Annotated in this window: 14 protein-coding genes; 7 read left to right on the top strand and 7 right to left on the bottom strand. The window is 66.0% G+C overall.

Translation table 11 applies throughout. The features are described 5' to 3' along the window. Positions 1–26: 26 nt before the first annotated feature. From ASE82_RS02925 to ASE82_RS02915, 3 genes are read left to right on the top strand one after another with little or no spacing between them, the layout of a single operon-like run. On the top strand, positions 27–1,379 hold the full coding sequence (locus tag ASE82_RS02925; protein ID WP_056058626.1) for an MFS transporter: 1,353 nt from the start codon (positions 27–29) through the stop codon (positions 1,377–1,379). Next, positions 1,376–2,296, top strand: a complete 921-nt coding sequence (cysK, locus tag ASE82_RS02920; RefSeq protein WP_056058624.1) for a cysteine synthase A — start codon at positions 1,376–1,378, stop codon at positions 2,294–2,296. Before ASE82_RS02925 ends, cysK begins: the two co-directional genes overlap by 4 nt. Further along, complete coding sequence (locus ASE82_RS02915) at positions 2,293–3,606, top strand: cell wall hydrolase (RefSeq protein WP_056058621.1); 1,314 nt, start codon at positions 2,293–2,295, stop codon at positions 3,604–3,606. Before cysK ends, ASE82_RS02915 begins: the two co-directional genes overlap by 4 nt. 134 nt (positions 3,607–3,740) lie before the next feature. Here the strand turns inward: ASE82_RS02915 and ASE82_RS02910 are convergent, their stop codons facing one another. Genes ASE82_RS02910 through hisI form a run of 4 tightly spaced genes read right to left on the bottom strand, consistent with a single transcriptional unit; the run spans position 3,741 to position 6,876 of the window. Beyond that, positions 3,741–5,543 (bottom strand): acyl-CoA dehydrogenase C-terminal domain-containing protein, encoded by a 1,803-nt coding sequence (locus ASE82_RS02910; protein ID WP_056058618.1) that lies wholly within the window; start codon positions 5,541–5,543, stop codon positions 3,741–3,743. Between the two features lie 3 nt (positions 5,544–5,546). Beyond that, positions 5,547–5,999, bottom strand: a complete 453-nt coding sequence (locus ASE82_RS02905) for a MerR family transcriptional regulator (RefSeq protein WP_056058616.1) — start codon at positions 5,997–5,999, stop codon at positions 5,547–5,549. A 32-nt stretch (positions 6,000–6,031) separates the two neighbouring features. Beyond that, a complete protein-coding gene (locus ASE82_RS02900; RefSeq protein ID WP_056058613.1) occupies positions 6,032–6,517 on the bottom strand; it encodes a hypothetical protein in 486 nt (161 codons plus the stop codon). Continuing rightward, the gene (gene hisI / locus ASE82_RS02895) at positions 6,514–6,876 is read right to left on the bottom strand and encodes a phosphoribosyl-AMP cyclohydrolase (protein ID WP_056058610.1); all 363 of its coding nucleotides are present in this window, start codon (positions 6,874–6,876) and stop codon (positions 6,514–6,516) included. The genes ASE82_RS02900 and hisI overlap by 4 nt, the downstream gene beginning before the upstream one ends. A 132-nt stretch (positions 6,877–7,008) precedes the next feature. Here hisI and purF point away from each other — a divergent pair, with 132 nt between their 5' ends. Together purF and ASE82_RS02885 are read left to right on the top strand one after the other, a co-directional pair. Continuing rightward, positions 7,009–8,466: an amidophosphoribosyltransferase gene (purF, locus tag ASE82_RS02890; RefSeq protein ID WP_056058607.1), complete on the top strand. Its 1,458-nt coding sequence runs from the start codon at positions 7,009–7,011 to the stop codon at positions 8,464–8,466. Positions 8,467–8,482: 16 nt separating this feature from the next. Further along, the gene (locus tag ASE82_RS02885) at positions 8,483–9,193 is read left to right on the top strand and encodes an SDR family NAD(P)-dependent oxidoreductase (protein ID WP_056058604.1); all 711 of its coding nucleotides are present in this window, start codon (positions 8,483–8,485) and stop codon (positions 9,191–9,193) included. An 81-nt stretch (positions 9,194–9,274) separates the two neighbouring features. Here the strand turns inward: ASE82_RS02885 and ASE82_RS02880 are convergent, their stop codons facing one another. The 3 genes from ASE82_RS02880 to ASE82_RS02870 all read right to left on the bottom strand — a co-directional run bounded on the left by ASE82_RS02880 (position 9,275) and on the right by ASE82_RS02870 (position 13,024). Beyond that, a complete protein-coding gene (locus ASE82_RS02880; RefSeq protein WP_056058600.1) occupies positions 9,275–10,519 on the bottom strand; it encodes an SAM-dependent methyltransferase in 1,245 nt (414 codons plus the stop codon). Positions 10,520–10,726: 207 nt separating this feature from the next. Beyond that, positions 10,727–12,088: a cryptochrome/photolyase family protein gene (locus ASE82_RS02875; RefSeq protein WP_056058598.1), complete on the bottom strand. Its 1,362-nt coding sequence runs from the start codon at positions 12,086–12,088 to the stop codon at positions 10,727–10,729. A 33-nt stretch (positions 12,089–12,121) separates the two neighbouring features. Continuing rightward, positions 12,122–13,024, bottom strand: a complete 903-nt coding sequence (locus ASE82_RS02870) for a histone deacetylase family protein (protein ID WP_056058595.1) — start codon at positions 13,022–13,024, stop codon at positions 12,122–12,124. A 74-nt stretch (positions 13,025–13,098) separates the two neighbouring features. Here ASE82_RS02870 and ASE82_RS02865 point away from each other — a divergent pair, with 74 nt between their 5' ends. After that, a complete protein-coding gene (locus tag ASE82_RS02865; RefSeq protein ID WP_056058592.1) occupies positions 13,099–13,593 on the top strand; it encodes an RNA pyrophosphohydrolase in 495 nt (164 codons plus the stop codon). Between the two features lie 39 nt (positions 13,594–13,632). Next, complete coding sequence (locus ASE82_RS02860; protein WP_056058589.1) at positions 13,633–14,535, top strand: DUF481 domain-containing protein; 903 nt, start codon at positions 13,633–13,635, stop codon at positions 14,533–14,535. The last annotated feature ends 11 nt before the right edge of the window (positions 14,536–14,546 follow it).

Raw genomic sequence — 14,546 nt, 5'->3', positions numbered from 1 at the left:
TTCACCCAAGCCTAAAGCCAACCGCAATGGACTCCACCGCAGACCCCCACCAGCATCCCTTACGGATCGCCAATTTCCGCGCCTATTGGCTGTCCCGCTTCACCGGCACGATCGCCGTCAGTGCGATGTCGATCGTGATCGGGTGGCAGGTCTACAACATCGCCCGCGAGACGATGGATATTCGCCAGGCTGCCTTCATGCTCGGCATGATCGGGTTCGCGCAGTTCGTACCGCTGTTCCTGCTGACCCCGATCACCGGCCTCGTCGCGGACAGCTTCGACCGCCGCTGGATCGTCCGCGGCACGACCGCGCTGCTGGTGCTCACCGCCGCGACCCTGTGGTTGCTGACCTGGACCGGCCACCTCACGCTCGGCGTGCTGTTCGTCGCCGCGGTAGCGTTCGGCGTAGCACGCGCCTTCTCCGGCCCAGCCTATTCCGCGCTCGCCCCCAACCTCGTACCCCGCGCGGTACTCCCGACCGCGATTGCGATCAGCTCGATCGCCTGGCAGGTCGGCACGATAGCGGGCCCCAGCGTCGGTGGCCTCCTCTACGCGATCCACCCCGAAGTCGCATACGGCGTGGCAACGATCCTCTTCGTCGTCGCGCTCCTCTTCATGTTCCTGATCGGCCCCGTGCCGCAGCCCGCCGCGCAGACCGATCACCGCCCGCTTGCCCGGATCATCGAGGGCTTCACCTATGTCCGCCGCAACCGCCTCGTCCTCGCGACCATCACGCTGGACCTGTTCGCGGTGCTGCTCGCCGGCGCGACCTCGCTGCTCCCGGTCTATTCGCGCGACATCCTCCACGTCGGCTCGCAGGGGCTAGGCGTACTCGCGGCCGGCATGGGCATCGGCGCGGCGATAACGGCGATCTGGTTCTCGGTCCGGCCGATGAGCACCAACGTTGGCGTCAAGATGCTGATCGCGGTCGTCGTGTTCGGGCTCGCGATCCTGACCTTCGGCGTCGCCACCCCGATCGTGACCCTGCTCGGCATCGCGCCCGGTACGCTCGGCGGCATCCCCGTCCAGCCCGCCTTCGTCCTCAGCCTCGTCGCGCTGATCGTCGCGGGCGGCGCGGACATGATCTCGGTCTATGTCCGCCAGTCGCTGATCCAGCTCCACACCCCAGACGCGATGCGCGGCCGCGTCAGCGCGGTGTCGCAGCTCACCATCTCAGCCTCGAACGAACTCGGCGAATTCGAGAGCGGGGTGATGGCGTCGCTGCTCGGTCCGGTCGGCGCAGTGGTGTTCGGCGGCGTCGGTGCTATTGCGATCACGATCGGCTGGGCGCGATTGTTCCCGGAACTTGGCCGCGCCAAAACCTTTGATCCCCCAGAGATCCTAGAGACCGAACCCGAACACGGAGAAGCCAAGCCATGAAGGCCAACTCGATCCTCGATACGATCGGCAACACGCCGCACGTCCGCCTGTCGAAGCTGTTCCCCGAATCCGAAGTCTGGGTGAAGTCCGAGCGCTCGAACCCCGGCGGCTCGATCAAGGACCGCATCGCGCTCGCTATGATCGAGGCGGCGGAGAAGGACGGCCATCTCCAGCCCGGCGGCACGATCATCGAGCCGACCAGCGGCAACACCGGCATCGGCCTGGCGCTCGTCGCCGCGGTGAAGGGATACAGGATCGTCCTCGTCATGCCCGAGAGCATGTCGATCGAACGCCGCCGCCTGATGCTCGCATACGGCGCGACCTTCGACCTGACCCCGCGTGAGAAGGGCATGAAGGGCGCGATCGAGCGTGCCAAGGAACTGGTCGAGCAGACGCCGGGTTCATGGATGCCGCACCAGTTCGAAAATCCTGCGAACATCGCCGTGCATGTCGCTACGACCGCACAGGAAATCCTCGCCGACTTCCGCGACACGCCGATCGACGTGATCATCACCGGCGTCGGCACCGGTGGCCACATCACCGGCGTCGCCGAGGCGCTGAAGAAGGAATGGCCGTCGCTCAAGGTCTACGCGGTCGAGCCCGCCGCCTCGCCGGTCATCGCTGGTGGCCAGCCCGGACCTCACCCGATCCAGGGCATCGGCGCGGGCTTCATCCCCGTCAACCTGCATACCCAAGCGCTCGACGGCGTGATCGAGGTCGATGCCGCGGTGGCGAAGGACATGGCGCGCCGCTCGGCGACCGAAGAGGGCATGCTGGTCGGCATCAGCTCGGGCGCGACGCTCGCAGCGATCCTCCAGAAGCTTCCCGATCTGCCTGACAACGTTCGGGTTCTCGGGTTCAACTATGATACCGGCGAACGTTATCTGTCGGTCCCGGACTTCCTGCCCGAACAGTGACGACCGACCTTTCCGCGCGCGGCACGAAGGTGCTGCGCGCCATCCTCGTCGGCGTCTCCGCGCTGGCGATCGTCGGGCCTGCGCTGGTCGTCGCCAACCCGCCCACGATCGTCCACGCCTCGAAGCGGGTGAAGCTGCCCGCGGGCCGGGTCGTGCCGCAAGCCGAAGTGCCTAAAGTCGAGCCGGTTAAGTTCGTCGATCTCAGCCCTGAAGATGCGCGTGCGTTCAACGCGACCGTGCCGTTCTCGACCGATCCCAACCCGGCGGCACGACCGTTCCGCTTCGCCGGCGGCCCGGAGGATTTGGCGCGCGCGACGGACTGCATGGCGGCGGGTATCCTCTACGAGGCCGGCGACGACACGCTCGGCGAACGCGCGGTCGCGCAGGTCGTGCTCAACCGTCTTCATCACCCCGCCTTCCCCAAAACGGTGTGCGGCGTCGTGTTCGAGGGGCAGGATCGTTCGACGGGATGCCAATTCAGCTTCAGCTGCGACGGTGCGATCACGCGCTGGCATCCGACGGAGGACGCTTGGCGTCGCGCGCGCGAGGTGGCTGCGGCGTCGCTGTCCGGGGCGGTGTTCAAGCAGGTCGGCTATGCCACGCACTACCATACCGACTGGGTGGTGCCGTACTGGCAGTCGAGCCTCGACAAGATCACAGCGGTAAACACGCACCTGTTCTTCCGCTGGTCGGGCTGGTGGGGCACGCCGCCTGCGTTCGGGCGTCACCCGGAGACCGTCGAGCCGGTCATCGCGCAGCTCGCCGAGCTGTCGGATGCGCACAAAACCGGCGCTGCGCTGGCTGAGGCGGATGCCGCGCTTGCAGAGGCGTCGATCGCGATGGGGTTTGGACCCGTTACCGAGACGACACCTGCTCCCGCGGTGCCAGTCGATGGCGATGCTATCCTCGTAGCCCTGCCGCGTGGCCAGACCGCCGACGGACTTACTGCGCTCGCGGCACAGGCGTGCGGGGACAAGCCGTTCTGCCGCTACATGGCCTGGACGGACGGTAGCAAGGCGGCGACGTCGCTTCCGCTGGCACTCGCCCAGACCGCCGCGCTCGGCTTCAGCTACCTGCGCGACCGGGCGAGCAATTACGAAAAGTCGTTGTGGAACTGCCGCCAGTTCAAACGCGCCGACCCGACGCAGTGCATGAAGGTTCAGGCGACTTTGACCGCCGTACCGGTGCCTGCTGCGGTCATGCCAACGGTACCAGCTGCCGTCGAGCTGAATGGGGTGCGGCGGAAGACTGTGGTTGCCGCGCCGCCCCTGCCTGCGAACACGCCAGCCACTGCCGCCGCTCCTAAGTAGGGAAGCGCAACCTGCCCCCCTCCCTGGAAGGGAGGGGTTGGGGGTGGGTTGGCCCGCTTGAGCCGCAACGGTTCGGATATGCGGAAACCTACCCACCCCCTGCCCCTCCCTTTCAGGGAGGGGAGCAGAAGGCATCAGGCGGCCATGAACATCTCGGGCGGCAGCGCCATCAGCGACTCAGCCCCGCCCTCGATCTTCCGACGCAGCGCGCCCGCATCCGGCAGGATCCGCTCGGCATAGAAGCGCGCCGTCACCAGCTTGGCATCGAGGTACGCAGCTTCGCCCTCGCCAGCCGCCTTCAGCTTGGTCGCAGCGACCGCCATCCGCAGCCACATCGTGCCGACCGCGACGATCCCCATCAAATGCATGTAGCTGACCGCGCCCGCGCCGACGTTCTCGGGGTTCTTCATGCCGTTCGCCATGAACCACATCGTCGCCGCCTGGAGCTGGCCGTTCGCCTTTTCCAGCGCCTCGGCGAACACCGCAGTCGCTTCATCGCCCTTCGCTGCCGCGACGTCGTCCGCCACCAGCTTGAAGAACGCCTGGATCCCGCGCCCGCCATTCTGCGCGAGCTTGCGCCCGACCAGGTCCATCGCCTGGACGCCGTTGGTGCCCTCGTAGATCTGGGCGATCCGCGCGTCGCGGACGTACTGCTCCATGCCCCATTCGGCGATGTAGCCGTGGCCGCCGTAGACCTGCTGCGAGTTGGTCGCGATCTCGTAGCCCTTGTCGGTGCCGTATCCCTTGATGACCGGGGTCAGCAACGAGATCATGTCGCCGGCCAGCTGGCGCTCCTCCTCGGTCTCGGCGCTATGCTCGAGATCGGCCTGCAGCGCGGTCCAGAGGATCAGCGCGCGCAGGCCCTCGGTCAGCGACTTGCCCTCCATCAGCATGCGGCGGATGTCGGGATGGACGAACAGCGTGTCCGCCTTCTCCTGCGGCTCCTTCGGCCCGGTCAGCGCGCGACCCTGGCGACGGTCCTGCGCGTACTGCACGGCGTTCTGGTACGCGACTTCCGCCACGCCGAGACCCTGGAGACCGACGCCGAGACGCGCTGCGTTCATCATGATGAACATCGCGGCGAGGCCCTTCATCTCCTCGCCGACGAGCCAGCCGGTCGCCGAATCATAGTTCATCACGCAGGTCGAATTTGCGTGGATGCCCATCTTGTGCTCGATCGAGCCACAGGTGACGCCGTTGCGCGCGCCGATCGAACCATCTTCCTCGACGAGGAACTTCGGTACCACGAACAGCGAGATGCCCTTCGAACTGTCTGGCGCACCCGGCGTCTTGGCCAGCACGAGATGGATGATGTTCTCGGTCAGGTCATGCTCGCCCGACGAGATGAAGATCTTCGTACCGGTGATCGCATATGAGCCGTCCGCCTGCGGCTCGGCCTTGGTGCGGATCAGGCCCAGATCGGTGCCGCACTGCGGCTCGGTCAGGTTCATCGTCCCGCCCCATTCGCCCGACACCATCTTCGGCACGTACATCGCCTTCTGCGCGTCCGAGCCCTTGGCGATCAGCGCGGCGATCGCGCCGTGCGTGAGCCCCGGATACATCGCGAACGCCATGTTCGACGAGATCATGTATTCCTGGAACGCGGTCGACACGACGTGCGGCATCCCCTGCCCGCCATATTCGGGCTGGTTGCCGAGCGTCGCCCAGCCGCTCTCGACATACTGCTTATACGCTTCCTTGAAGCCGTCCGGCGTCGTCACCGAGCCGTCCTCGTGCCGCGTGCAGCCCTGCTGGTCGCCCGACAGGTTGAGCGGGAACAGCACCTCGGCGACGAATTTGCCGCCTTCCTCAAGCACCGCGTCGACGACGTCGGGCGAGGCCGCATCGAAGCCGGGAAGGTTATTGTAGCGATCGAGACCGACGACATGCTCGAGGACGAAACGCGTGTCGCGGACGGGGGGCGTATACTGGGGCATGGTTTATCCTTGGTTGTCCTGGGCGCGGCTCACTTCGAGGAGGGCCACGAAACTGGTGAGTTCGTCGATGGCGAGATCGATGTCGCGCTTCTGCGCGGTCAGCAGTGCGATCCGCGCCTGGCTGCGCTCGATCACGACCTGGCGCTGCGCGCGGCGGCCATCGCCGACGTCGTAGAGATCGATCATCTCGCGGATCTCGCCGAGGCTGAACCCGACGCGCTTGCCGCGCAGGATCCAGGCGAGCCGCGCGCGGTCGCGGTGCGAATAGATGCGCTGAGTCCCGCGACGCTCGGGCGCGATAAGCCCCTCGTCCTCGTAGAACCGCAGCGCTCGCGCGGTGACGTCGAACTCGGCGGAGAGATCGGAGATCGTGAAGCTTTCGCGATCATGCCGCGGCTCGATCACCGCGTAGGATTGCGGGGTCGCCTGCAATCGAAGGGATGCTTGTGTCGCCATCCCCGGAGAAATAACTCTCGTTTACGTCAACGTCAATTGTCGCACAGCAACTTTCCCTTCGTCGACCGTAGCGTCGCAGCCTCCGATCGCGATTCGCTCTGGCGGTCGACGGTCAGCGCCGCGAGCGAGGCACGGCCGGTGCAGAGCGACTCGCAGGCTTCCGGGACTTCGGCGGGAAACACGATGCGATCGCCGTCGAAGCGTGCGTCGAACTTGCACGCGCCGAACGCGAGTTTCAGCGCATCGCCTGAACGTTCGACGGTTCCCGATCCGGCGCACGCTTGGTCCTCGCCATAGTCGACGCTGACGCCGATCCGGCTCGTCTTCTCGGTACCGACCACGCAGACGCGGTCCGTATCGCGCGCCCATGATCCTTGCAGCGGCGCCTTCGGGTCAGGTACGATTCCCGCCGTCTCTGCCGCAGCCTCGAGCCGAGCCCCCGCGCTGTCCGCCACAGCGGTCGTCGGCTCCCGCCCACACCCGCCGAGCATGAGCGCGAGCAGCACCACGCGCTTCATTCGGCCGGCACCAGTCTGCCTCCTTCGATCCGCCGGAAGAAGCAGGTCCGCTCGCCGGTATGGCACGCCGGGCCCGCCGCATCGACGATGACCCACACCGCATCCTGGTCGCAATCGATCCGCAGCTCGGCGACGCGCAGGACGTTCCCCGAAGTCTCGCCCTTCTTCCAGAGCTTTTCGCGGCTCCGCGACCAGAAGTGCGCCTCACCGGTCGCCTGCGTCTCCGCCAGCGCTTCGGCGTTCATGTGCGCGACCATCAGTACGTCGCCCGATACGCGATCGGTGACGACCGCGGTCAGGAGCCCGGCGGAATCGAATTTCGGATCGAGCGTCAGGCCCGTGTCGCGGCTGTGTGTCATGTCCGGGATATACCCGAAACCCGGCCCGATGCGACCGCCCCCTCAAAACGATCCGCGCAATGTTATTACAAACAGGCGACAAGCCGGCGATCCGCTCGTATAGGGCAGCTTCCGCACGACGTGAGAACCGGCATGCTGACGACAAACCCTTATGATGACGACAAACTCCGCGAAGAATGCGGGGTGTTTGGCGTTTCGGCCACCGATGGCGCGGCCGCGCTCGTAGCCCTGGGGCTGCACGCATTGCAGCACCGCGGCCAGGAAGCCGCCGGCATCACGACCTTCGACGGCGCGCATTTCCACACGCACCGTGCGATGGGCCATGTCGCCGGGAACTTCGACCGCGACGACGTGATCCGGTCGCTCCCGGGCACCGTCGCCTGCGGTCATGTCCGCTATTCGACGACCGGCGAGACCGCGTTGCGCAACGTCCAGCCGCTCTATGCCGAGCTGTCGACCGGTGGCTTCGCGATCGCGCATAACGGCAACATTTCCAATGCGATGCGGCTGCGTCGCGAGCTCGTCCGCCGCGGTTCGATCTTCCAGTCGACCAGCGATACCGAGACGATCATCCATCTCGTCGCGACCTCGAACTATCGTACGCTGCTCGATCGCTTCATCGATGCGCTGAAGCAGATCGAAGGCGCCTATTCGCTGATCGTGATGACGCCAGAGGGCATGATCGCCTGCCGCGATCCGCTCGGCATTCGCCCCCTCGTCATGGGCAAGCTGGGTGACGCGGTGATCTTCGCTTCCGAGACGGTTGCGCTCGACGTCGTCGGCGCCACCTTCGTCCGCGCGATCGAGCCGGGCGAACTGGTCATCGTCCAGGGTTCCGAGATTCGCTCGATCCGCCCGTTCGCGCCGATGGCGGCACGGCCGTGCATCTTCGAGTGGGTGTATTTCTCGCGCCCCGATTCGATCGTCGACGATCACTCGATCTATTCGGTCCGGAAGGCGATCGGCGCGCAGCTCGCGATCGAATCGCCGGTCGATGCCGATCTCGTCATTCCGGTCCCCGATTCGGGCACCCCGGCGGCGATCGGCTATGCGCAGCAGTCGGGCATCCCGTTCGAGCTCGGCATCATCCGCTCGCATTATGTCGGACGCACGTTCATCTCGCCGGGCGACAAAGTCCGCCACCTCGGCGTGAAATTGAAGCACAACGCCAACCGCGCCCTTATCAAGGGCAAGCGCGTCATCCTCGTCGACGACTCGATCGTCCGCGGCACCACCTCGCTCAAGATCGTCGAGATGATGCGCGAGGCAGGCGCGGCTGAAGTGCACATGCGGATCGCCAGCCCACCGACCCGACACTCGTGTTTCTACGGCGTCGACACGCCCGAGCGCGAGAAGCTGCTCGCGGCCAAGCTCGATCTCGGCGGCATGACTGGCTTCATCCACGCGGACAGCCTCAACTTCATCTCGATCGACGGCCTGTACAAGGCGCTCGGCGAGGCGAAGCGTGCGGATGTCCGCCCGAAATATTGCGACGCGTGCTTCACCGGGGACTACCCGACCACGCTGACCGACCATGACGAAGGTTCGGAAGTCGATCAGTTCGCGATGCTCGCCGAACGCGTCATCTGATAATCCCGGAGCTGACATGACGGACAAGCCTCTCGAAGGCCGGCTGGCCCTGGTCACCGGTGCCAGCCGCGGCATCGGCGCTGCGACGGCGATCGCGCTGGCGGCGAAGGGCGCGCATGTCGTCCTGACGGCGCGCACGCCTGGTGGCCTCGAAGAGGTCGAGGCGACGATCCACGCGGCGGGTGGCTCGGCGACGATCGCCCCGCTGGATCTTGCCGAGAGCGAAGCCATCGCCCGGCTGGCGACGGCGATCGGCGATCGCTGGGATGCGCTCGACATCCTCGTCCTCAACGCGGGCATGCTCGGGTCGTTGTCGTCGGTTCCGGCGATCGATCCGAAGGAAATGGCGCAGGTTCTGACGCTCAACGTCAGCGCGCAGGCGGCCATGATCGCTGCGTTCGACACGATGCTGAAGAAGGCCAAGTCAGCCAGAGTGATCGGCGTGACCTCCAGCGTCGGGCGGATGCCTCGCGCGTATTGGGGCCTCTACGGCGCTTCGAAGGCTGCATTCGAAATACTTCTCGGCGCGTATGGCGACGAGATGGCCGAGATCAGCGCCATCCGCACCGCGATCGTCGATCCTGGCGCGACGCGGACCAAGATGCGTGCACGGGCCTATCCAGGCGAGGATCCGAACTCGGTAAAGGAACCGACTGTCGTGGCCGACCGCATCGTCGCGCTGGCGATCGAAGGTTTTGAAGCTGGTCACTTCGAGCGGGTAACCTAACCTTTCTCCTGCGAACGCAGGAGCCCAGGGTCACAATCGCCACCGCCCGTTACCCTGGGTTCCTGCGTTCGCAGGAAAACACTATCGCTTCACCAGCGTAACCTGCGCCACGTCGATCCCACCGCCAAGAAACCCGCCCTCGCAATACATCAGATAATAGCGCCACAACGCCACGAACCGCGCATCGAACCGCGCCGGCAACCGCCCCTCGGTCACCGCCGCATCGAACGCAACCCGCCACCGCCGCAACGTCTCGGCATAGTGCAATCCGAACCCGCGCCGGTCCTCCCACGCCAGCCCTCGCGCTTCAGCCAGCGCGCGAAACCGTGGCTCGGACAACAGCATCCCTCCCGGAAACACGTAGCGCTGGATGAAGTCGACACTCCGCGAGTACGAGTCGAAGATCGCGTCGTCGATCGAGATATACTGCAACGCCGCACGCCCGCCCGGCTTCAACGCCCGCGCGATCGCGTCGAGGTACACCGGCCAGTATTCCTCGCCGACCGCCTCGACCATCTCGATGCTCGCAACCGCATCATAGGTGCCGGTGACATCGCGGTAATCGGTCAGCGCTACCTGCACCCCGTCGAGCCCCGCCGCCGCGATCCGATCGTCGACCTGCCGCTTCTGCTCAATCGACAGCGTCAGCGCGTGCACGCCAACTCCCGCGCGCGCAGCCATCTCGGCGAACGATCCCCAGCCGCAGCCGACCTCAAGGATCGTATCGCCTGCCCGCGCGCCGGTCCGGTCGAGGATTGCGCGCAGCTTGGTCCCCTGCGCCACCTCATGCAGTTCGGCATCGTCGAACGGCTCAGCGAAGATCGCACTCGAATAGGTCAGGCTCGGATCGAGCCACGTCTCGTAGAAATCGTTGCCGAGGTCATAATGCGCCGCGATGTTCTTACGCGAGCCGGTTGGGTCGTTCCGCCGCATCCGGTGCCATGCGCGCGCGGCCAGCCGCACTACGCCGCCCGACCGTGCCGCAGTCCCGAGCGAGCGCCGGTTGCGCATGAACAGGTCGAACAGCGGCACCGGATCGGGGCTCGACCAGTCGCCTGCCGCCCAGCCTTCGTACCAGCCCACCGACCCCGCGGTCGCCAGACGGACCAGCGCGCGCCAGCGGTGCAAGGTCACGACGGGCAAAGGCCCCGGAGCCCGTCCGCCGATCAGCCGCCGCGTGCCGTCGGGCAAGTGCGCGTCTATGCCGCCGCTCTCCAGCCCCGCGTCGATCCGGTCGAGCAGACGATGAAACATTGGCGCGACAAGGCGCGCGACCGGGGAAACCTGCGCGGCGGGCACATCGTCGAAAGCGGGAACGGCGGTCATCGCGGCGCTCCATGCAACACGGGCGCCGGCTAGGAAAGAGTTGTCGGGGCGGAAACGGCTGGAACGTAGTCAAGGCCACAACGCGCTCCCCTCCCTAAAAGGGAGGGGCCGGGGGTGGGTAGGCCGGTTCGAGCCAACGACCGTCGACCAAGCGGAACCCGACCCACCCCCAACCCCTCCCTTCCAGGGAGGGGAGAAGATGCGACCCTAGCGCGCGTGCCGCCCGGCTTCGAGCGCGCGCTCACGGCCTTCGCGATGGCCGACGATCTTCGCCGGATACGCCTTAGGGCTACACCCCGACTCGTCCGGATCATGGATCGCTTCGCCGGTCACCTTCGCCAGTTCAGGCACCCACTCGCGAATATAATCCCCCGCGTCGAACTTCTCCGACTGCGTCAGCGGCGCCATGATCCGCCCGAACATGTTCGAATCCACGCCGGTCCCGGCGACCCATTGCCAGTTCACCGAATTATTCCCGTAATCCGCGTCGACCAGGCAGTCCCAGAACCAGCGCTCGCCCTCGCGCCAGTCGATCAGCAGGTGCTTCACCAGGAAGCTCGCCGTGATCATCCGCACCCGGTTGTGCATCCAGCCGGTCGCCCAAAGCTGGCGCATCCCGGCATCGACGATCGGATAGCCGGTCCTGCCCTCCTGCCACGCCTTCAGGTCCGCCTCGGCGTCTTTACCCGACCGCCAAGGGAGCTTGTCGAACTTCGGCCGCCCGTTCGTATCGCCGTAATCCGGCATCGTCAGGACGACACCATCGGTAAAATCGCGCCACGCCAGTTCCTTGCGAAACGTCGTCGCGTCGCCGTGGCCATCGACCGCATGCCACACCGTACGCGGCGAGATCTCGCCGAAATGCAGGTGCGGCGACAGGCGCGAGGTGCCTTCGATCGACGGCATGTTGCGATCGACGTCATACGCCTCGACGATCGGCGCCATCGCCTTCGCGTTCTTCAGCGCCTGCGCCTCGCCCGGCGTCCAGTCGCCGAACCCCGCCGACCAGTCCGGCTTGGTCGGCAGCAGATCCCAGTCCGCCAGCGTATCGCTCTTCGGCCATTTCGACGGCGCGGGGATCGTCCGCGGCGCAGGCTCGGGGTCGCCCGGCGGCATCATCTGATTCAGCGCCTTCCAGAACGACGAATACACCTTGAACTGCCCGCCCGATCCCGTCTTTACGTCCTCCACTCGGGCCAGATGGTTACCGTCATGCAGGCACAAACGATTACCAAGCGCCGCCTCGGCCTTGCGCCACCACGGCTCGTAATGCCGGATCGCATGCACCTGCTCGGCACCGATTTCCTCCATCAGCGCCGTCAACACCTCGACCGCATCGCCGCGTCGCAGGACCAGCTTCGATCCCTTGTCCGCCAACGACTTGCCAAAAGCGTCGAGCGTGTGGTGCAGCCACCAGCGCTGAGCGCCCCCCATCTTCCATTTCCCCGGCGCATCGTCGTCGAGCACGTAGACCGGGATCACCGACCCGGCATGCGCGGCGGCGATCAGCGCGGGGTGATCGTGAAGGCGGAGGTCCTGGCGGAGCCAGAGAAGAACGGGAGTCGTCATCGCATCCCCAACGCAGCAAGCCGCGATCCAGCATCAGGCCGCTGCGAAAGTTTCCCCCAGCGTCATGATTGCCGCCACATGCCGCTCGGCGATCGCAAGCGCATCCTCGCCGTAACCACCGCCCACCGTGCTCGCGAGCGGCACGCCACGTGCAATCGCAAGGCTAGCGACAAGCCGTTCCCGCCTTGCCAGACCGTCCAAGGTCAGCGCCAACCGCCCGAGCCGGTCGCCCTCGAACGGATCCACCCCCGCTTGATACAGGATCACCTCCGGCCGGAACTCGTCAAGCAAAGGCACTAGGGTCGCCTCCAGCGTCGCCAGATACGCCTCGTCGCCGACCTCGTCCGGCAACGGCACATCGACCGTCGATCGCGCCTTCCGCACCGGAAAATTCTTCTCCGCATGGATCGAATAGGTCGCGATCTCCGGCCGTCCCGCCAACAGTGCCGCAGTCCCGTCACCCTGATGCACATCGCAATCGACGACTAGCACGCGCCCCACCCGCCCCTCGTCGATCAGCCGCGCCGCCGCCACCGCGAGATCGTTGAACACGCAAAACCCCGCGCCCGTATTCGCCAGCGCATGATGGCTCCCGCCCGCCGTATTCGCCGCAAACCCGTGTTCCAGCGCGAGGCACGCGGCGAGCCACGTCCCGTGCGGGACGATCGCCGCACGCGATGCCACCGCCGTGGTCACCGGGAAGCCGATCCGCCGCTCCTTCTCCCTCGGCACGTCCGCGCGAAGTACTTCGGCGACGTAATCCTCGTCATGAACCGCCTCCAGCCACGCAGTCGGCGTCGTCTCGGCGCGGTGCCACGTCACCACATCACCCTTTTCGAGCAACAGGTCGCGGATCAGCCCGTTCTTGTTCCAGCGATAGGTCGAGCGCGCCGGCGCGGGGGTGACATAGTCGGGATGGTGGACGACATGGATCATGCTCCGTAGGTAGGAGCGCGCTGCCCGACCCCCAAGTTGCCCGAGCCCCAAGCACCTGCGTTGCGGAGACTATTTTGACCGACGTTTCGACCCTGCCCTACCGTCCCTGCGCCGGCATCATGCTCATCAACGCGGACGGCAAGATCTTCGTCGGCCAACGCAACGATTCGCCGCTGGAGGCATGGCAGATGCCGCAGGGCGGGATCGACCCTGGCGAGGACGCCGAAGCCGCCGCACTGCGCGAACTCGGCGAGGAAACCGGCGTCATGCCGGACAAGGTCGAACTGATCGCGGAGGCTCCCGGCGAATTCGTCTACGACCTTCCCCCCGAATTGCTCGGCAAGGTCTGGAAGGGCAAATGGCGCGGCCAGACGCAGCGCTGGTTCCTGTACCGCTTCCTCGGTACTGACGCCGACGTGAACATCTCCACCGACCACGAGGAGTTCCGTGCGTGGCGCTGGAGCGATCCCGCCGACCTGCCGCGGCTGATCGTCCCGTTCAAGAAGGCTCTTTACGAACAGGTACTCGCCGCCTTCGCGCCACATCTCGGCGCAACCTCGACACGCTGAACAGTTCCCATTCCGTCACGCTGCCGTTACGGAACGGCTGTGCGCCGCTTAGCCCCTCTCCTGCTCGCCCCGCTGCTGCTGGCGAACGCGCCCGACCCGCAGTCGGTGATGATCCCCGAGACGATCCGCGCGATGCTCGACGCGGCGCTGGAGGCGGGGAACGAAGCGGACGTCAACACGATCGCCAAATACGCGCGCGCCGCCGATCCCCTTAGCGGCGACGCCGTGCTCGCGATCGCCGAAAAGTGGAAAGCCGACCGCGCCGCGCAGCGCACGCAGGTCATCCGCCAGGCCAGCTTCCTCGACCTGTGGAGCGGCAAGGCCGAGGTCGGCGGGTATCTGACGACGGGCAATTCCGACACGGCGGGCGGCACTTCGGTGCTCGACCTCAACCGCGAAGGTCTTCGCTGGCGCCAGAAATTCCATGCGCAGGCGGACTATCAGTCGAACCAGAACATCACGACGCGCGAGCATTATCTTGCCTCGTACGAGCCCAACTACAAGATCGACGACCGCGCCTATATCTACGGCGTCGCGCAATATGAAGGCGATCGGTTCCTCGGCTATTTCAACCGTTATTCGACCTCGATCGGTGCCGGCTACAGCGTGATCAAGACCGCGGGGACCAAGCTCGATCTCGAACTCGGGCCAGCGTATCGCTACACCGAATTCACCGACGATACCGAGCAGAGCAGCATCGCCGCGCGTGGCACGGCGAATTTCAGCGTGCGGATTCTGAGCGGCCTGTCGGTCAGCCAGGTCGCCTCCGCCTATGTCCAGCGCTACAACAGCACGCTCAGCGGCACGACCTCACTCAACGCCAAGCTGATCGGGCCGCTGTCCGCCGCACTGTCGTACAGCGTCCAGTATGAAAGCGAACCGCCGGTCGGCTCGGTCTCGACCGACACCACCAGCCGCGCGTCGCTGGTCTACAGCTTCTGACGCTGTTCCCA

The organism is Sphingomonas sp. Leaf230, from assembly GCF_001421745.1.
Lineage (GTDB): Bacteria > Pseudomonadota > Alphaproteobacteria > Sphingomonadales > Sphingomonadaceae > Sphingomonas.
Note: the sequence above shows the minus strand (reverse complement) of the source record. Positions and strands in the feature narration are given on the sequence as shown.